This window comes from Streptomyces sp. MB09-02B (assembly GCF_033794485.1).
Taxonomy (GTDB): domain Bacteria; phylum Actinomycetota; class Actinomycetes; order Streptomycetales; family Streptomycetaceae; genus Streptomyces.
In genome coordinates, this window is sequence record NZ_JARGEE010000073.1 from 1 (window position 1) to 17,507 (window position 17,507).

At 73.0% G+C, this 17,507-nt stretch carries 15 protein-coding genes and 1 pseudogene; 9 read left to right on the top strand and 7 right to left on the bottom strand.

The features are described from left to right. The 6 genes from P1P70_RS13455 to P1P70_RS13480 all read left to right on the top strand — a co-directional run. Positions 1-1,940: acetate--CoA ligase family protein (locus P1P70_RS13455; protein ID WP_319237061.1), on the top strand; the 1,940-nt coding region annotated here is incomplete at its 5' end. After that, positions 1,927-3,600: a (2,3-dihydroxybenzoyl)adenylate synthase gene (locus tag P1P70_RS13460; protein ID WP_319237062.1), complete on the top strand. Its 1,674-nt coding sequence runs from the start codon at positions 1,927-1,929 to the stop codon at positions 3,598-3,600. The genes P1P70_RS13455 and P1P70_RS13460, both read left to right, overlap by 14 nt. After that, positions 3,590-4,747: a cupin domain-containing protein gene (locus P1P70_RS13465; protein ID WP_319237063.1), complete on the top strand. Its 1,158-nt coding sequence runs from the start codon at positions 3,590-3,592 to the stop codon at positions 4,745-4,747. Before P1P70_RS13460 ends, P1P70_RS13465 begins: the two co-directional genes overlap by 11 nt. Then, entirely contained in the window at positions 4,744-5,577 is an 834-nt protein-coding gene (locus P1P70_RS13470; protein ID WP_319237064.1) for a fumarylacetoacetate hydrolase family protein, read from the top strand. Before P1P70_RS13465 ends, P1P70_RS13470 begins: the two co-directional genes overlap by 4 nt. Further along, positions 5,574-6,272: a maleylpyruvate isomerase family mycothiol-dependent enzyme gene (locus tag P1P70_RS13475; protein ID WP_319237065.1), complete on the top strand. Its 699-nt coding sequence runs from the start codon at positions 5,574-5,576 to the stop codon at positions 6,270-6,272. Before P1P70_RS13470 ends, P1P70_RS13475 begins: the two co-directional genes overlap by 4 nt. Positions 6,273-6,357: 85 nt before the next feature. Continuing rightward, on the top strand, positions 6,358-7,086 hold the full coding sequence (locus P1P70_RS13480) for an alpha/beta fold hydrolase (RefSeq protein WP_319237066.1): 729 nt from the start codon (positions 6,358-6,360) through the stop codon (positions 7,084-7,086). Between the two features lie 17 nt (positions 7,087-7,103). Here P1P70_RS13480 and P1P70_RS13485 read toward each other — a convergent pair whose 3' ends face one another. The 3 genes from P1P70_RS13485 to P1P70_RS13495 form a co-directional block, all read right to left on the bottom strand. Beyond that, positions 7,104-8,024: an AAA family ATPase gene (locus P1P70_RS13485; protein WP_319237067.1), complete on the bottom strand. Its 921-nt coding sequence runs from the start codon at positions 8,022-8,024 to the stop codon at positions 7,104-7,106. A gap of 2 nt (positions 8,025-8,026) precedes the next feature. Further along, positions 8,027-9,235: an RNA ligase gene (locus tag P1P70_RS13490; RefSeq protein WP_319237068.1), complete on the bottom strand. Its 1,209-nt coding sequence runs from the start codon at positions 9,233-9,235 to the stop codon at positions 8,027-8,029. A 79-nt stretch (positions 9,236-9,314) separates the two neighbouring features. Next, complete coding sequence (locus tag P1P70_RS13495) at positions 9,315-10,406, bottom strand: serine hydrolase (RefSeq protein ID WP_319237069.1); 1,092 nt, start codon at positions 10,404-10,406, stop codon at positions 9,315-9,317. A gap of 370 nt (positions 10,407-10,776) precedes the next feature. Here P1P70_RS13495 and P1P70_RS13500 point away from each other — a divergent pair, with 370 nt between their 5' ends. Next, positions 10,777-11,490, top strand: coding sequence for a 2-phosphosulfolactate phosphatase (locus P1P70_RS13500; protein WP_319237070.1), 714 nt, complete (start codon positions 10,777-10,779; stop codon positions 11,488-11,490). A gap of 164 nt (positions 11,491-11,654) precedes the next feature. Next, positions 11,655-12,503, top strand: coding sequence for a carbonic anhydrase family protein (locus P1P70_RS13505; RefSeq protein WP_319237071.1), 849 nt, complete (start codon positions 11,655-11,657; stop codon positions 12,501-12,503). A 36-nt stretch (positions 12,504-12,539) separates the two neighbouring features. Here the strand turns inward: P1P70_RS13505 and P1P70_RS13510 are convergent, their stop codons facing one another. The 4 genes and pseudogenes from P1P70_RS13510 to P1P70_RS13525 all read right to left on the bottom strand — a co-directional run. After that, positions 12,540-14,195 (bottom strand): ABC-F family ATP-binding cassette domain-containing protein, encoded by a 1,656-nt coding sequence (locus P1P70_RS13510; RefSeq protein ID WP_319237072.1) that lies wholly within the window; start codon positions 14,193-14,195, stop codon positions 12,540-12,542. A gap of 258 nt (positions 14,196-14,453) precedes the next feature. Further along, the gene (locus P1P70_RS13515) at positions 14,454-15,116 is read right to left on the bottom strand and encodes a lysophospholipid acyltransferase family protein (protein ID WP_319237073.1); all 663 of its coding nucleotides are present in this window, start codon (positions 15,114-15,116) and stop codon (positions 14,454-14,456) included. Positions 15,117-15,335: 219 nt separating this feature from the next. Beyond that, a complete protein-coding gene (locus tag P1P70_RS13520; RefSeq protein WP_319237074.1) occupies positions 15,336-16,154 on the bottom strand; it encodes a methyltransferase in 819 nt (272 codons plus the stop codon). 106 nt (positions 16,155-16,260) lie between these two features. Next, positions 16,261-16,752, bottom strand: a pseudogene (locus P1P70_RS13525) (NAD(P)-dependent oxidoreductase); the annotation flags it as partial. On the opposite strand from P1P70_RS13525, the gene P1P70_RS13530 reads away from it, so the two are divergent. Beyond that, entirely contained in the window at positions 16,753-17,502 is a 750-nt protein-coding gene (locus P1P70_RS13530; protein ID WP_319237075.1) for a hypothetical protein, read from the top strand. Positions 17,503-17,507: the final 5 nt, after the last annotated feature.

Sequence of the window (17,507 nt, forward strand, 5' to 3'; positions counted from 1 at the left end):
CCCGCGCCCTGGTCAACGCCCGCCGCCCCGTCCCCGCCGAGGGCGTGTACGCCTCCGTCGCCGAAGCCGCCGCACACACCGACGGTCGGCTCGACCTCGCCGTCCTGTGCGTGCCCGCGTCCGGCTGCGCGCAAGCCCTGGCCGAGGCGGCCGCCGCCGGCTGCCGCGCCGCGCTGGTCTGCGCCGGCGGTTTCGGCGAGGCGGGCCCGGAGGGCGAGGAGTACGCCGACGAACTGCGCCGGGTGGCCCGGGAGACCGGGGTCCGGCTGCTCGGTCCCAACACCTCCGGCTTCTTCGCGCCCCACCTGGGCCTCACCGCCAGCTTCGTACCGGCCGCCGGACAGCTCCCGGCCGGGGACATCGCCGTCGTCGCGGCCAGCGGCGGCGTCAACCACGCGCTCTCCTTCGACCTGGTCGCCGCCGGGAACGGCATCAGCCTCGGTGTCGGCATCGGGGCGGGCCTCGATGTCACCGCCGCGGACGCCCTGGAGCACCTCGTGCGGGACGACCGTACGACGGCTGTGGCTCTGCATCTGGAGACGGTTCCGGACGGACCACGTCTGGTGTCGGCCGTGCGCGGGCTGGCTGTCGTGAAGCCGGTCGTGGCGCTGGTCGTCGGCCGCAGTGACATCGGTGACTTCGCCCGGTCGCACACCGGCGCGCTCGCCACGTCCTGGCGTACGACACGGGCCGCGTTGCGGCAGGCCGGGGCGGTGGTCGTGGACGACGAGCGGGAACTGGTGGACGCGCTCACCGCGCTGTCCCGCATCCGGCTTCGCCCGCTGTCGGACCCGGGGCTCGGCATCGTGACCGCCCAGGCCGGCCCGGGGCTGCTCCTGGCGGACCGGGCGGGCACCGACGGCATCCGGGTGCCGGAGCTGACCACGAGCACACAGCGCGCGCTGAGCGAGCTGCTGCCCCCGCTCACCTACCAGCGCAACCCGGTCGACACCGGCCGCCCCGCCGAGACGTTCGCCCGCGTCCTCGACACCACGGCCGCCGACCCGGCGGTGGACCTCCTCGCCGTCTACGCCCTGACCGAGCCCGACAGCGTCGACCTCGCCTTCGCCGTCCAGGACGCCGGCCTCGGCACCGGCTCCCCGGCCGTGGTCGTCGTCGGCGGCCTCCCCGAGGACGTCACCGAACAACGGGCCCGCCTGCACAAGGCCGGCGTCCCGGCTCTCACCGGACCGGCGGCCGCCGCCAACGCGGTACGGGCGCTGGTGACGGACGCGCGGCAGCGAGCCTCGTCGGACACGGAGGAGCTGCTCTCGGAGGCGATCGCTGCCGTACCCGCCGGACGCCTCGACGAGGACGCCGCCAAGACCTTCCTCGCCGGACTCGGCATCCGCACCCCCGACCGCGTCGCCTGCGACGACCGCGACCGGGCCCACCAGGCCCTGCGCCGACTCGGCGGCCCCGTCGCCGTCAAGGTGCTCGACGCCGCGATCCTGCACAAGACGGAGATCGGCGGAGTCCACCTGGGTGTCCGCACCCCCGAGGAACTCGACGCGGCGCTGGATGCCATCGGCCCCGACCGCCGCTACCTGGTCGAGGCGATGGCCCCGGCCGGTGTCGACCTCGTGCTCGGCGTGAGGCGGGACCCGGTGTTCGGGCCGGTGGTGTTGGCGGGGCTGGGAGGCACGGCCGCCGAGGCGCTCGCCGACGTGGCGATCCGGCTCGCCCCGCTGTCCGCGACCGAGGCCGCCACGATGCCCGACGAACTGGCCGCCCGCGCCCTGCTCGACGGCTGGCGGGGCGGGCCGGTGCTGGACCGCGCCGAGTTCGGACGGGTCGTGGCCGCGCTCGCCGCAGCCCTGGCCGCGAGCCCGGAGACCGCCGAGATCGAGATCAACCCGCTGCGGCTCACCGCCGACGGGCTGATCGCCCTGGACGCCGTGATCGTGCCCACTGAGGAGAGTGACCATGCCCAGGCCTAGCAGCGACGGAGCTGTGCCCTGGCCGACGGAGTACGCCGAGCGCTACACCGCGAAGGGCTACTGGGAGGGCATCGCCCTCGGCGACCGGCTGCACGCCTCCGCCGACGCGACCCCCGACGCGATCGCCGTCGTCGACGGCGACCGCAGGCTGACGTACCGGCAACTCGCCGAGCGGGCGGACGCCGCGGCGCTGCGCCTGGCCGCGCTGGGCCTCCGCCCGGACGACCGGATCGTGGTGCAGCTGCCCAACACGGTCGAGTTCGCGATCCTCACGTACGCCTGCCTGCGTCTCGGCGTCATCCCCGTCATGGCGCTGCCCGGCCACCGCAGACACGAGATCGGCCATCTCGTCGAGCACAGCGAGGCCGTGGGCATCGCGGTCCCGGACGTCCTCAAGGACCATGACCATAAGTCGATGGCGTTCGAGATCGCCGACTCCTCGGCAACTCTCGCTCATGTCCTGGTCCTCGGCGACAAGGTCGGCGACAGTGCCGTGGATCTGCGGGAGTTGTGCGCCGAGCCCGCCGCACCAGGCGCCCGGCACGAAGTCGACGCGTACCGGCCCGACAGCCGCTCCATCGCCGTGTTCCTGCTCTCCGGCGGCACCACCGGACTGCCCAAGCTCATCGCCCGCACCCACGACGACTACCTCTACAACGCCCGCCGCAGCGCCGAGGTCTGCGAACTCGGCCCCGACACGGTCTACTTCGCCGCCCTGCCCCTCGGACACAACTTCCCCCTCGCCTGCCCGGGTCTGCTCGGCACGCTGCTGCACGGCGGGCGGGTCGTCCTCGGTTCGCCCAACCCGGACAAGGCGTTCCCTATCGTCGAGCGTGAGGGTGTCACCGTGAGCGCGCTGGTGCCGGCCATCGCCCAGCGCTGGCTGGATCACCACCGCGAACACCCGGCGCACGACCTGAGTTCGCTGCGCCTCCTCCAGGTCGGCGGCTCCCGCCTCGCCGACCATGTCGCCCGCCGCGTCCGCCCCGAACTGGGCTGCACGCTCCAGCAGGTGTTCGGTATGGCCGAGGGCCTCCTCAACTACACACGCTTCGACGACTCCGAGGACGTCATCTGCACGACGCAGGGGCGCCCCATGTGCGACGACGACGAGCTTCTCGTCGTGGACGAGCTGGGCGACCCGGTCCCGGACGGCAGTCCTGGTGTGCTGCTGACCCGGGGGCCGTACACCCCGCGCGGCTACTACCGGGCCGAGGAGCAGAACGCCCGCGCGTTCACCGAGGACGGCTGGTACCGCACCGGCGACATCGTGCGGCTGCGGCCCGACGGCAACCTCGTCGTCGAGGGACGCGACAAGGACATGATCATCCGGGGTGGGGAGAACATCTCCGCCGAGGAGATCGAGAACTTCGCGTACCAGACCCCGGGCGTCGCCCGCGCCGCCGCCGTGGCCATGCCCGACGACCGGCTCGGCGAGCGGGTCTGCCTCTACGTCGTCCCGGAACCCGGGCACACCGTCACCCTCGACGACGTCCACCACGTCATGGAGCGCGCGGGCACCGCCCGCTTCAAGTTCCCGGACCGGCTGGTGACCGTCCCCGAACTCATCGCCACCAAGGTCGGAAAGATCGACAAGAAGGCCCTGCGCGCCGATATCGCGCGCCGCCTCGACGCCGAAGGAACCCCCGATGACCACTGACCCGGTGACCAGCGTCTCCGTCATCGCCCCGGACGAGACCGACCCCGACCTGCGGAAGCTGTACGACGGCTTCGCGGCCGCCGGGCTCATCCCGCTGTGGACGGAGATCGGCAACCTGATGCCGCTGACCCCGCAGCCCGAGGCCGTACCGCACGTCTGGCAGTGGGACACCCTGCTGCCGCTCGCCCGCCGGTCCGGCGACCTGGTGCCCGTCGGGCGTGGCGGTGAGCGCCGGGCGATCGCGCTCGCCAACCCGGGCCTGCCCGGACGGCCGTACGCGACGCCCAACCTCTGGGCGGCGATCCAGTACCTGGGCCCGCGCGAGGTCGCCCCCGCACACCGGCACTCGCAGGGCGCCTTCCGGTTCATCCTGGAGGGCGAGGGAGTGTGGACGGTCGTCAACGGCGACGCGGTCGAGATGCGCCCCGGCGACCTCCTCCTCACCCCGTCCCTGCACTGGCACGGCCACCACCACGTCGGCGACGAGCCCATGGTCTGGCTCGACGGCCTCGACATCCCGCTCGTCCACCGACTCGACGCCGGGTTCTTCGAGTTCGGCGAGGACGGCGTGTCCGACCGGTCCACCCCCTCCCGCTCGCGCAACGAACGGCTCTGGGGTCACCCCGGACTGCGTCCGATAGCCGCCCCCGAAGGCCCCAACTCCCCACTGATGGCCTACCGTTGGGCCGACACCGACGACGCCCTCACCGCCCAGCTGGAGCTGGAGGACGAAGGACACCCCGGTGTCATCGAGCCCGGCCACGCGGGCATCCGCTTCACCAACCCCGCCACCGGCCGCGACGCCCTCGCCAGCCTGCGCACCGAGATGCACCGGCTGCGGCCCGGCACCATCACCGCCACCCGCCGCACCGTCGGCTCCTCGGTCTGGCAGGTCTTCCGCGGCAGCGGCACGGTCACCCTCGACGACCGGGTGATCGAGGTGGCCGCCGGCGACCTGATCGCCGTCCCCTCCTGGTGCGCCCTGACCATCGCCGCCGACACCCGGCTCGACCTGTTCACCTTCAACGACGCGCCCCTCTACGAGGCGCTCGACCTCGCCCGCACGGAAACGACCGCCCGCACCGAGACGACCACCCGCACCGAGACGACCACCCGCACCGAAACGACCGGGAGCACGACCTCATGAAGCTCGCCACCATCCGCACCGCCGACGGCACGGCGGCCGTCCGCCTCGACGGCGACCGGGCCGTGGAGGTCGGCGCACCCGACGTCGCCACCCTGCTGCGCCGCCCCGACTGGCGTACGGACGCGGCCGCCGCCGACGGCCTCACGCACGACGTGGCCGCCCTCGACCTCGCCCCGGTCGTCACGACCTCCGCGAAGATCTTCTGCGTGGGCCACAACTACCGCACCCACATAGCGGAGATGGGCCGCGAGATGCCCTCGCACCCCGCCCTCTTCGCCAAGTTCGCCAACTGCCTGCTCGGCGCCCGCGACGACATCGTCCACCCGGGCGAGACCGAGGAACTGGACTGGGAGGCCGAACTCGGCTTCGTCATCGGCTCCCGGCTGCCCCGCCGGGCCACCAAGGAGGAGGCGGCCGCCGCGATCGCCGGCTACACCGTCGTCAACGACATCTCCATGCGGGACTGGCAGTGGCGCACCCCGCAGTGGCTCCAGGGCAAGGCGTGGGAGGCCAGCACCCCGGCCGGTCCCTGGCTGGTCACCGGCGACGAGATCGACGACGCGGCCGACCTGGAGATCCGCCTGGAGGTCGACGGCGAGGTCATGCAGCGCTCCCGCACCTCCGACCTGCTCTTCACCCCCGCGGACATCGCCGCGTACATCAGCACGTTCACGACCCTGGAGCCGGGCGACCTCATCCTCACCGGCACCCCGGGCGGCGTGGGCGCGGCCCGCGATCCGAAGGTGTTCCTGAAGCCGGGCCAGGTCGTCCGTACCGTCGTCGAGGGCATGGGGGAGTGCGTGAACACGGTCGTCGAGGACAAGGCGTGAAGGTCCTCGAATGGGTCGCGGACGGTCAGGTCCGGCTCCAGCGGGCGGTCGACGCACTGCCGCCGCACGCCGTCACCGAACCGTCCGCTCTCCCGGGCTGGACCCGCGGCCACCTCCTCACCCACCTCGCCCGCAACGCCGACGCCCTGGTCAACCTGCTGACCTGGGCCCGTACGGGAATCCCCACCCCCATGTACGCCTCGCCGGACCAGCGCGCCACGGACATCGAGGCCGGCGCCGGTCGCCCGCTCGGCGAGCAGCAAGCGGATGTACGGGAATCCGCCGAGCGCTTCCGGAAAGCCGCCGAGGCGCTGTCGGACGACGACTGGTCGGCCACCGTCACCAGCGGGACGGGCCGACAGATCCCGGCGTCCGAGGTGCCGTGGCTGCGGGCCCGCGAGGTCTGGATCCACCTGGTCGATCTGCGGGTCGGCGTCGGCATGGACGTACTGCCGCCCGACCTGGCCTGGGCCCTCGTGGGCGATGTGGCCGGGTGGATGACGGCACGCGTCGAGCTCGGAACCGGCGTCGAGTTGAGCGCGGACGGACACGGCACCGTCGCGCTGGGCGCCCGCCCTGTCGGTGCCACGGTCTCCGGACCCCCGCATGCTCTCGCCGCCTGGCTCACCGGCCGGGGCGGCTCCGAAGACCTGCGGGTCACCGGTGAACTCCCTGACCTCCCGAACTGGTTGTGACCCCTCACCTCCAGCTGGTTGCGACCCTCACCTCCCACTGCTTGTGACCCCTCGATTGACGACTGCTCGATCAAAGGAGATCGATATGAGCGAGACCTTCGTCCTGGTGACCGGCGCCTGCCACGGCGGCTGGGCCTGGCGCCCCGTCGCGAACGAACTGCGGGCCGCCGGGCACCAGGTGCACACCCCCACACTGGCCGGGCTGGGGGAGAACGACGACCCGACCGATGTGACCCTGACCGACTGTGTGAACAGCCTCGTGGAGTACGTCGAGCAGGCCGGTCTGGAGGACGTCACGCTGGTCGGCCACAGCTGGGGCGGGTTCGTGCTGGTGGGCGCGGCGCCCCGGCTCGCCTTCCGACTGCGGCGGCTGGTCTTCTGGAGCGCGTTCGTGCCGAACGACGGCGAGTCGCTGATCGACGCGTGCCCGCCGCACTACGGCGAGATGTTCCGCGCCGTGGCCGCCGCCTCCGGCAACAACGGGGTGACGTTCCCGTTCGAGGTGTTCCAGCAGGCGTTCATGCAGGACGCCGACGACGAGACCCAGCGGATCGTCCATTCCCTGCTCGTGCCGCAGCCGCTCGGCACGTTCACGGAGAAGCCCGACACCAGCGCCTTCCAGGCCCTCGACATACCCACCGCCTACGTCCTGTCCGCCGAGGACCTCTCCCTCCCCGGCGAGTGGCACTGGGCCGAGCGCTTCCCCCAGCGACTGAAGAACCCCCTGATGATCGAGACCCCCGGCAGCCACGAGGCCCTCTTCACCCGCCCCGCCGAACTGGCCGACGCGTTCGTCCGGGCCTGCGCGATCTAGGTGTTCTGCCCCGGCGGCTAGAAGTTGCCGTAGTTCACCTGCCAGGTCGGCAGCCCCATCCGCCGCCACACCGCGACGACCCGGTCGCGGTCGTCGAGGGAGACCCGTACGGCGAAGCGGTGCCGCACATGCCGGTCGAAGAGCTCCGCCTTCACCACGTCGTCGCGACGCTGATCGCCGGCCGCCCGCATCCACAGCTCGTCGTACGGCACCTCGTGCGCGCGCAGCCACGCCTCCGTCCGGCTCCGGTGCTCCTCACCGCGCCCGGAGAGCAGGACGATCACATCGCCGTCGGCGCTGCGGAAGGAGCGCAGCGCGCCGCGCACCGACACGTTGAGCAGGTCCTCCTCGCAGCGCGTGAAGTCGTACGCGCCCCGGTCGCCGCGTAGGGCGAGCGTGCCGTCGATGTCGCACATGACCGCAGACGGCAGCGCCGGGTCGGCGGTGTACGGCTCGACGGCGGGCTCGTCGTTCAGCCACTCCGCCGTGAGCCGCCAGCCACCCCTGCGGGACTTGGCGTGCTTGTCGGCGAGGATCCGGATGATCTCCTCACCGACCGGCCGCTCCCGCGCCGCGTCCCGCCGCAGGCACTCCTCCACCGGTACGTCGGTGAAGTCGTGCACGACGAACGTGGCCAGCCCCGCCACGGCCGCCTTCAGCCGCTTCGGGATGTGCGGGGTCATGTGCGTGTTGTCCACGACGACGTCGAAGCCGCCGTCGACGGCCGCCCGTACGGCCGCGTCCTGGATCGCCAGCACGGTCTGCTCGTGCGCGTACGACCGGCGCTCGGCCCCCTCGGGCAGCGGGATGTCGAGCATCTGGCGCAGATCGTCGAGGTTGACGCGGCGCATCCGACCCTCGGACTCCGCCTGCAGTCGGCGCGCGGCCGTCGTCTTCCCCGAGGCGGGCAGCCCCGTCATGACGTGTACCACGGGCACGATCAGTTCTCCTCGTCGTTCTTGAAGGGGTCGGACGCCTCCGGCCGGGTGGACCGGTACGTCACGAGCACGGTCGAACGCCCGTCCAGGCGCTGGAACATGGCGGGGCGCACGGCCGCGTCGGGCAGTTCGCGCACCGCGCGGGCGAACGCGCCCCGGTCGCCCGTGAGATGGGCGAGCGAACGGAACGCCTCGTCGATGGCCCGCTCCCGGTCCTCGACCTGTTTGTCGACGCCCGCGACGACCCCGCGCACCCAGGCGTCGAACTCGTCGGGCACCTGCTCCAGCAGCGCGTCCAGCGGCCGGCCGCCGGACGCGACGACGTCCTCGGCCGAGCAGTTCAGCGCCTGCGCCACCTGCTTGGCGGGCAGCCCCGCGAACCGCTGGATGCCGTGACCGCGCCAGATGTCCCGCTCGGTCACACCGGTCAGCACCTTGTGCAGCCGGACGTACTCCGCGAACTTCGCCTTGGCCCGTACCCCCGAGGCGAAGCGCAGCACGAAGCCCTCCGCGTCGGTGCCCGTGGCGGCGAGGCCGCCGGGCAGCCGGTTGCCCTCCGTCATCGCCAGCAGCTCGGCGAGCGGCACGGCGGGCCGGACGGTGACGACCGAGCCGATGCCCCGCCATCCCACGGCGGCCTCCGCCAGGGCGACTTCGGTGCCGTCCTTGGCGAACGCGGCCAGCAGCACCACGTCCCGGCGGTCGCCGTAGTCGACGACGATCCGGTTCTCCGGGTACAGGATCTCGGCCAGGTAGGTCACCCCGGGCACGAGACCGGAGGTGTCCTTCGCGTCGAGCAGCCGCTGCGCCCACGTGGCCTGCACGCTCACGAACGACCCCTTGGACGCGACCCGCCACCGGCCCGCGTAGTGGAACACCACCGCCAGGCTGCCGTCGACCTTGTCGTACACCTCGAACGGCTCGTCGGGGAGGCTCGGGGCGTAGGGCTGACCGGACTCGTGCTCACCGACGTTGAAGAACTTCGGCAGCGGCAGCGCGACGATCTCCCCGGTGGCGTCGTCGGCCACCAACCCCCGGCAGCGCGTGGTCACACGGTTCCACACCCGCTCGTACTGACACGTCCTCGTGTACGTGTAGATGGACAGCGGCAGTTCCGGGTGCGACTTGCGCGTGACGTGCCCCGCTTCGAGCGCCGCCGCGAGCTCCTCCGGCGGCAGCAGCGCATGAAGAGTCAGGTGTGCCTGGCTCATGTGTTCCTCCCCTTGATGGCCCCTGATTGTCACGTGAGGAGAGGCCCCGGGCCCACCGAATTAAGAGCAGCGCCGCAGCTCACCCGCCGGGTGCCACCGCCCGCGACACTCGCGCCAGCAGCGTCTCGACCTCCGCGCCCCAGCGGGAGCTGATCACCAGATCACGCGCCGGGTCGACCCACAACAGGTGGTTGCCGCCGTTGCCCCGGGCGCAGCGTCCGGTGGCGGGCGCCGACGGCCAGACCGTGCGGTCGTCGTTCAGCCACCAGGACAGGCCGTAGTTCGGCTTGACCCGGCAGGGCGTCCACAACTCCTCGATCCACCGCCGCGAGACGACCCGCCGCCCGCCCCATACCCCGCCCCGCAGACAGAGTTGACCGACGCGGGCCAGGTCGAGGGCGCTGATCCACAGGCCGCCGCCCCAGTGCGCGCCACCGGACACCACGGGCACCCGTACGCCGTCGATGTCGGCCTCGGAGGTGTCGTACCCGTGCCACGACCAGTCGTCCGACGCGCCGATCGGCGTCATGATCCGGTCGCGCAGGACGTCCGGCAGGGAGCGGCCCGTCAGGACCGTGAGCGCGAGCGCGGTGAGGTTCACCCGGACGTCGTTGTAGGCCCAGCCCGCGCCGGGCGGACCGCCCGCCGACTCGGTGCCCTCACGGGTGCTCTGGGCGTCGACACGCGTCGGTTTGCCCCACAGCTCGCCCTCCCACTGACTGGTCTGGTCGAGCAGATGCCGCCACGTGACCGCACGGCCGTGGGAGTCGGCGAACTGGGGCAGCGAAACCGAGTCGGCGACCGGCTCGTCCAGCCGCAACAGGCCGTCGTCGAAGGCGACGCCCGCCACCAGCGACAGCACGCTCTTGGTCGCGCTGTACGCCATCTCCGTACGCGCCGGATCGCCCCACGAGGCGAGGACCACGCCCCGGCGCACCACGGCCCCACTGGCTCCACCACCGTCGAGGAGCGGCCCCACCACCTCGCGGTGCGACACGTCCGCCACCTGAGCCGCGAGGTACGACGCCATGTCGTCCACCCCGGGCACCGCGCGCCGGGCCTGCTCGCCCACGGCTCGCGCCAGTCCCGCCCGGTCCACGCCCTGCCACGGATCCCCGTCCCGCCCGCCTCGGCCCTCCAACGAGTCCCCGACGCACTCCGACACCCTCATGTCTCCCCCTGTGGGTCCTGGCCCGGGTCCTGGTCCGGGCCTGCCGCTCCGGGCACTTGATCAGACGGATCTCGCGCCGCACAAGCCGTGCCCGCCGATGGCGCCGATCCACGTGACGGTGCGGGACGAGACCGACGGCGCGGGCGCCACCGCCGCGCTGCGGGCACTGTCGTCCTGCGGACGTGAGAGGCATGAGAGACGCGAGAGACGCGAGGGGCGCGAGAGACGCGAGGGGCGCGAGAGACGCGAGGGGCGCGAGAGACGCGAGGGGCGCGAGCGGCGTCCGGCCGGTCATGTGTTCCGTGTCCCTCGCTGTGGCGTCCGTCACTCTCTGATCGCCTTGAGCTCGATGTGGACGAACATGATCAGGATGAACGCTCGTTTTCTCGGTATCCCCGAGCTGCTGGAAGCCCCGTCCGTCGCGGTCGTCATCGACGTCATGCGTGCTTACACCGTGGCCGCCTGGGCCTTCGCCCAGGGCGCGGAGAAGATCGTTCTCGCCGAGTCGCTGGACGACGCGTCGGCGCTCAAGGCCCGACATCCGGACTGGGTGGCGCTCAAGGACGGTCCGCCCGCGCCCGGGTTCGACGCCGTCAACTCGCCGGGGCTGCTGCGGTCCATGGATCTCGGCGGACGGACCGTCGTCCAGAAGACCACGGCGGGGACAGTGGGCGCGCTCGCCGTGAAGGACGCCTCGCTGGTGCTGTGCGCCGGCTTCGTCGTGGCCGAGGCGACGGCACGGGTCCTGCGGACGCGCGGTGGCGAGAGCGTCACCTTCGTGGTCACCGGCGAGGACGGGCGGGCCGACGAGGATCTGGCCTGTGCCCAGTACATCGCCCGGCGAGCCGTGGAGGCCGAGGCCGGCCCGGGGACGGACGCCGCCGAGTACCTCCGCCGCGCCGCCGGGTCGCGAGCCGCGGCCGAGCTGACGGAGGGCGTGCGCCAAGGGGTCCATCCCGACGACGTCGCGCTCTGTCTGGAACTCGACCGGTTCCGCTTCGCCATGGTGGCGTCCGTGGAAGGCCCGCTCATGGTCCTGCGTCCGTGTGCTGTGCCTTCGCCGACCGAGGACGCCCGCACCTGACGGGGACCCGCGGGGTCGTCACGGGAGTCCGCGTCCTGCGTGACGTCAAGCCGGTGCCGGCCCGTTCACCGGTCCGGGTGAGCCTGTGCGTTCCGGCGCGGCGGCGGGGGAGGGATGCGGTGCGTCCGGTCCGCAACTCCCGCCCCAGCCGAAGGTGTTCGCCCATGACCCAGACCGCGCCCGCGTCGTCCGCCGTCTGCCGTTCGCACGGGAAGCAGAGCCCGGTCGACATCCGGCCGCAGGACGTCGACCTCTCCGCGCTGCCCCCGCTACGGTTCGCCCACCCGACGGCGCTCGACCTGGAACTCCACTTCGACGACCCCGACAACCATCAACCCGACAATCATCGGCCCGACAGCCATTGTCCCGAGACTCGCCCCGATCCTCATCGGCCAGGGTCCCATCAGCCCGAGACCCATCGGCCGGAAACCGGCCTCGCGCGGACCGGCCGTCCCGACTGCGTACGGGACGACGAGGGGACCGTGAAGGCCGTGCCGCCACCCGGCGAGGAGTGCCTGGTGCGGGTGGGCGCCGACCGCTACGAGCTGGTCGACGTGCACTGGCACACGCCGTCCGAACACACCGTCGGAGGCGTGGCGTTCCCGATGGAGCAGCACATGAAGTACCGGCGGCTGCCCGACGGCGCCGGCGCGGCCCCAGTGGGGGAGGACAGCGGGTTCGCGGTCGTCGGCGTCCTCGTGCACCCGGGCCAGGCCAACGGCTCCCTCGACCGCCTGGTCACCTCGGCCCGCCGCTCAGCGGAAACCTGGGAGGTCCCCGGCGTCGAACTCGACGCCCTGCTGCCGTCCTGCACCGAGTCGTACCGTTATCTCGGCTCCACCACGGTCTGCCCCTACACCCCCGGAGTGCGCTGGATCCTGCTGACCCACCCGGTCCAGGCCTCCGCCACCGCGCTAGCCCACTACCGGAAGGTCTTCCCCAGGGGCAACGCCCGTGCGGTGCAGCCGCTCGGTGACCGGCGTGTCGCCGGGGACCGCCACCGGTGGTGGTGAGGGCGTGGCAGGCCGTCCCTGCCGCGCCCGGCCTGGTCAGGAGGGCACGTGGCCGTCGGCCCCCTGGTGTGCGGAGAGCGCCAGCCGGGGCCAGCCGTGGATGTCGCGCCGCAGCTGCCGGTCGTGCGTGGCGACGACGACGGCCGCGTCCGTGATGCGCAGGGCCTCGGTGAGTTCGTCGACCAGGACGATGGACAGGTGGTTGGTCGGCTCGTCCAGCAGCAGGACATGCGGCCGCGCGGCCAGCGTCAGGGCCAGGTCGAGACGGCGTTGCTGCCCTGTGGACAGGTCGGCCACCGGCTTCTCGGCCTCATGCGAGGTGAGCAGACCCAGCTCTCCGAGCCCCACCACCTCGCCCTCGGCGAGGACACCGGTGGTCACCAGCCGAGCGGTGTGCGCCTCGTACAGGTCACGGGCCCGCCGCCGGGTGGCGTGCGGTGACTCCTGTCCCAGGAGGCGCAGCCGTACGGTGCGCGCCTGGTGCACCCTGCCCGTGGTCGGGGTGACCTGCCCGGCGAGGACCGACAGGAGCGTGGACTTGCCCGCGCCGTTCGCCCCGGTGACGGTCAGCCGGTCGCCGGACGCCACCTCCAGGGTCGTCGGCCGGCGCAGCCTGCCCCGGACGCTCACCTCGTGGGCGCGCAGCAGCAGGACGCCGGTACGGGCGGGGAGTTCGGGCATGTGGAAACGCCGTGGTGGTACGGGCGCGGTGACCTGGTGGCGCTCCAGGTCGTCCTGGCGCCGGTGCACGGAGCGGGCCAGCGCGCCGGCCCGGGTGGCGCGCTGGTGCTTGCCGGTGCCCTTGTCCGGGCGCCAGCCGGTGATCAGCCGGTTCCGTGCCTCCGACAACGCCTTCCGGAGGCGGACCTGTTCGGTCTGCTGCTGCTCGTACTCCGCCTCCCACCGGGCCAGTTCGGCCTCCCGGCCCTCGCGGTAGCCGGCGTATCCGCCGCCGTGGACGCGTGGCCGTCCGTCCCGTGCGGGGTCGAGGTCGAGGATCGTGGTGGCCGTGTCGGACAGCAGCGCCCGGTCGTGGCTGACGACGACCACACCCCCGGCGTGGGCGCGCAGCATGGCGGTCAGGTACTCCAGCCCCGCCAGATCGAGGTGGTTGGTGGGCTCGTCGAGCAACAGGAAGTCGTACTCGGCACCCAGCAGACACGCCAGCCGGACGCGATGGCGCTGACCGACGGAGAGCGTGGTGAGCGGGCGGGTCCGGTCACCGACGGCGCCGAGCCCGGCGAGGGCGACGTCGACCCGGCGGTCGGCGTCCCAGGCGTCCAGCGCCTGTGCCGTCTCCAGCGCGTCGGTGTACGCGTCCTCCGCGCCGGGCCGTCCCTCGGCCAACGCCGAGGTGGTCGCCTCCAGTTGTCGCAGTGCGGCACGGGCGTCGGCGAGGTGCTCGTCGACGACGTCGCCGACCGTGCGCCCGTCCTCGGCGGGCATCTCCTGCTCGGCGAGGGCCAGGGTGCCGACCCGGTGGACCTCCCCCTCGTCGGGGGCCAGGGCACCGGCCAGGACGTGCAACAGGGTCGACTTGCCACGTCCGTTCTCGCCGACCACGCCCCAGCGCGTCCCCGGGGACACCTTCATCTCCACGTCGTGCAGCACGGGGCGCCCGCCACGGTCGACGCGGACACCGGTACAGGTCAACTGGGCCCGGTCGCGGGCAGGCAGGGTAAGGACAGTCACGTTCTCTTCCTCCGGAAGGAGGCACACGTCACCCCTGGAACCACCGGGGGAGCGCACCGACTCTGACGAACGACCCGGCCCGACAGGGCGCGGGGGTCGCGGGCGAACTCGTGGCTCCCGGCTCGTCACACGCGTGAGGAGCGGAGCCCGGGGCCCGGTCAGAGGTAGAGAACGTGAATCATGCGACGAGCGTAACAACGTACGGAACCGGACGGCCACCGCGTTTCCGGCCCGTTCCCCCGGTCCTTGGCCGGGGGGTCATGCGGCGAGCGCGGCCGGTTCGCCGAGGCGGGCCGCGGCCGTGCGCCACGCGGCGGTCACCGCCGCGTGCGCCTGCCGGGTGTTCGCGGTGTGGTCGGCGGTGAGGCAGAGCGGCGCCCCGACGTGGACGTGGAGCGCGGGGCGGCGCAGGGGCGCGGTGAACAGTCCCGCCAGCTGCTTGACCGTACTGCCCGAGGTGACCCGGCGGGCCCCGGCCTGCCCGACCGGGACGACCGGCGCCCCGGTGCGTGCCGCGAGCCGCGTCAGGCCGCTGCGGAACTCCCCGGGCGCGGCTTCGGCGGCGTCCTTGCGGACCGGGATCCCGCCCTCGGCGTAGATGAGGACCGTCCTGCCCTCCGCCAGCGCGGCGGCGGCGAGGTCGAGGGCGTCGGCGGCGCGTGGGTCCTTCCGGTACACCGGGATGTACCCCTCGCGAGTGAGCGCACGGCCCAGCAGCGGGATCCGCCACAGCCCGGCGGCGCCCATGGCGACGGGCTGGATGCCGAGGCGGTGCAGCGCGGCGAGCACGATCGCGGGGTCGGCGAGCGAGGTGTGGTTCGCGACGACGATGCTGCCCGGTGCGCAGACGGATCCGGCATCGGTGGTCACCGTGAGACGTCCGACGGCGGGCACCAGGACGTCGGCGAGGCGGCTGAACATGGGGTCTCTCCCGATCTCGACGAGGAAGACCCCCATCGTCGGGGCGACCGCGGCACCGGATCTTGAGTGCGCGTACTCAACTTCGCGGGTGCTGATACCCAGGGACGGCCGGTGCCGACGTCCGACGGCCCGGACGGCTCGGACGGCCGGGTGGCCCGGGTGGCCCGGACCCGCGTGGCGCCGTCCCGGGACGGCGCCACGCGTGCCACCCCGGCCGGCCTACCGGTCGCCCCCGGGGTCGGGCTTGCGTCCCCACGCCGAGACCATCGGGGAGGCCGCCAGGTCCAGGTCGCCCGAGGCGACGGCGGCGAGATGGGCGTCGATCTCCGTCGGTGTCGCAAGGCCCCTGGCCACCAGCTGGTCGCGGATCTGTCGCACGGTGGCCGCCTCCAACGCGGCACAGGCCGGGCCGCCGACGGGGAAGTACGCGTCCGCCCGGACGTCGACGAGCCCCGCCTCGCGCAGCAGACGGGGCAGGCGGCGGCCGTAGGAGAGGTCCGCGCCCCGCTCCGCCAGGAGCGCGCGGAAGCCGTGCCGGAGCTTGTTCGCAAGACGCTGCGCGGGGCCGGACTCGTCCGGGCAGATCAGGGGTTGGAGCGCCGGGTCGGCGTCCTCCAGCAGGAGCCGGCCGCCGGGGCGCAGCGAGTCCACCATCACCCGCAGGGCCCGCTCGCGGTCGGCGACGTGGACGAGCACCAGCCGGGCGTGGACCAGGTCGAAGGGGCCGGTCGGCGGCTCGTCGGCGGCGACGTCGTGGCGCCGGGTCTCCACCTGCGGCGCCGCCGCGTCGGCCAGCCACGACGTGTCGATGTCCGTCGCGAGCACGTGTCCCTCGGGTCCGACACGCTCGGCCAGGCCCCGGACCACCGACGAGCCCCCGGCCCCCACCTCCCAGCAGCGCCAGCCCGCCGCGACCCCGAGATCGTCGAGATGACGGAAGGTGGAGGCGTCGAAGAGAGCGGCGAGCGCGTCGAAGCGCTCGCCGGCCTCGGACTGCTGGTTGTCCAGGAGGTAGCGGTCTTCGGGGTCCGTGGTCATGCCCCTCATCATCGCTGTCGGGCTGTGCTGCGTGAGCCGTCCGGTGCCGCGCTCGACGACCCGACCCCGACGGGTCACCACGGCAGTGGAAGTGGCGCGGACCCGTTCAGGCGCTGATCGCCAGCTCCCCGCGACGGACGCCGTGCAGGGGCGGCAGGCCCTGCGCGAGCCGTTCCAGTTCCTCCACGACGGTGCCGCCGAGGCGGGCCAGTTCGTTGCCCAGGGAGCCCGCGATGTGCGGCGTGAGGAAGACGTTGGGCAGGCGGTGGAGGGGGGAGTGCGCGGGCAGCGGTTCCGGTTCGGTCACGTCGAGCACGGCGCTGATGCGGCCGGCGACCAGCTCGTCGGTGAGGGCCTCGGGATCCACCAGGGCCCCGCGCGAGGTGTTGATCAGTGTGCCGCCCGCGGGGATCAGCGCCAGCCGTTCCCGGTCGAGCATCCGGCGGGTCTCCGGGGTGTCGGGCGCGTGTACGCTGACGATGTCGCTGGTGCGCAGCAGTTCGTCGAGCGGCAGGGAGCGCGCGCCGAGCGCGGCCGCCTCGGTCTTGTCCACGTACGGGTCTTCAAGGACCCCGACATCGTCGGCTGGACCCAGGAGATGGTGGCCGACGGCCAGTTCCACCGACAGCTCGACCTGCTGGTCCACCACTCCTGGACCCGCGTCGGTCTCGCCGCGCTGCGCCTGGTCTCCCGTGACTGGGACACCTTCCAGGCCCTCGCGGCCCGGCCCGGCCGCATCCCCACCGCCTGGAACGAGGACTTCGTCTTCACCGACGAGGAGAACGGCTGCCTGGCCGTCAAGAACGGCGAGGAACTGCTGTTCGCGTCCCTCTACTGGCGGTCCCGCCAGGGCGTCAACGACTACGCCCGCGTCCACCACCTCACCCCCGTCGACCAGCGCTCGGCCACCGTCCGTCAGCGCAGCGCCGGCACCACCGACGAGACGTTCACGGCACGGGACTGGATCCTCTGGGACTACGCCATCAACGACCCCGGCGCCGGTCACCTCCCGCCGGGCGGCTTCCCACCGCCGGGCGACACCCTCCACCAGTCCCAGGAGGGCGACGTGTACCACCTCGCCCCGGTCCCGGACGACATCCCCGACCCGACCCTCGGCGTCCACTTCGACGGCGTGGAGACCATGCTCGTGGGCCGCGCGCCGTTCTACCTCTGCGAGTACGGCGACCATCTGATCACCATGAACACCACCACCGACCGGACCTTCACCCTCCCCGCCCGTCAGCGCTTCGGCCCGGCCCGCGACCTGGCCACCGGCCGGACCATCGGCGCCGGACAGCGCCCGAAACTCGGCCCGCTCAGCACCCTGGTCCTCCACCGGGGCCGCTGACCGAC

Bases quoted from the DNA above. Each gene is read 5' to 3' on its own strand.
- P1P70_RS13460 (WP_319237062.1), top strand. From the start codon at position 1,927: ATGCCCAGGCCTAGCAGCGACGGAGCTGTGCCCTGGCCGACGGAGTAC.
- P1P70_RS13465 (WP_319237063.1), top strand. From the start codon at position 3,590: ATGACCACTGACCCGGTGACCAGCGTCTCCGTCATCGCCCCGGACGAG.
- P1P70_RS13470 (WP_319237064.1), top strand. From the start codon at position 4,744: ATGAAGCTCGCCACCATCCGCACCGCCGACGGCACGGCGGCCGTCCGC.
- P1P70_RS13480 (WP_319237066.1), top strand. From the start codon at position 6,358: ATGAGCGAGACCTTCGTCCTGGTGACCGGCGCCTGCCACGGCGGCTGG.
- P1P70_RS13490 (WP_319237068.1), bottom strand. From the start codon at position 9,235: ATGAGCCAGGCACACCTGACTCTTCATGCGCTGCTGCCGCCGGAGGAG.
- P1P70_RS13495 (WP_319237069.1), bottom strand. From the start codon at position 10,406: ATGAGGGTGTCGGAGTGCGTCGGGGACTCGTTGGAGGGCCGAGGCGGG.
- P1P70_RS13500 (WP_319237070.1), top strand. From the start codon at position 10,777: ATGAACGCTCGTTTTCTCGGTATCCCCGAGCTGCTGGAAGCCCCGTCC.
- P1P70_RS13505 (WP_319237071.1), top strand. From the start codon at position 11,655: ATGACCCAGACCGCGCCCGCGTCGTCCGCCGTCTGCCGTTCGCACGGG.
- P1P70_RS13515 (WP_319237073.1), bottom strand. From the start codon at position 15,116: ATGTTCAGCCGCCTCGCCGACGTCCTGGTGCCCGCCGTCGGACGTCTC.
- P1P70_RS13520 (WP_319237074.1), bottom strand. From the start codon at position 16,154: ATGACCACGGACCCCGAAGACCGCTACCTCCTGGACAACCAGCAGTCC.
- P1P70_RS13530 (WP_319237075.1), top strand. From the start codon at position 16,753: ATGGTGGCCGACGGCCAGTTCCACCGACAGCTCGACCTGCTGGTCCAC.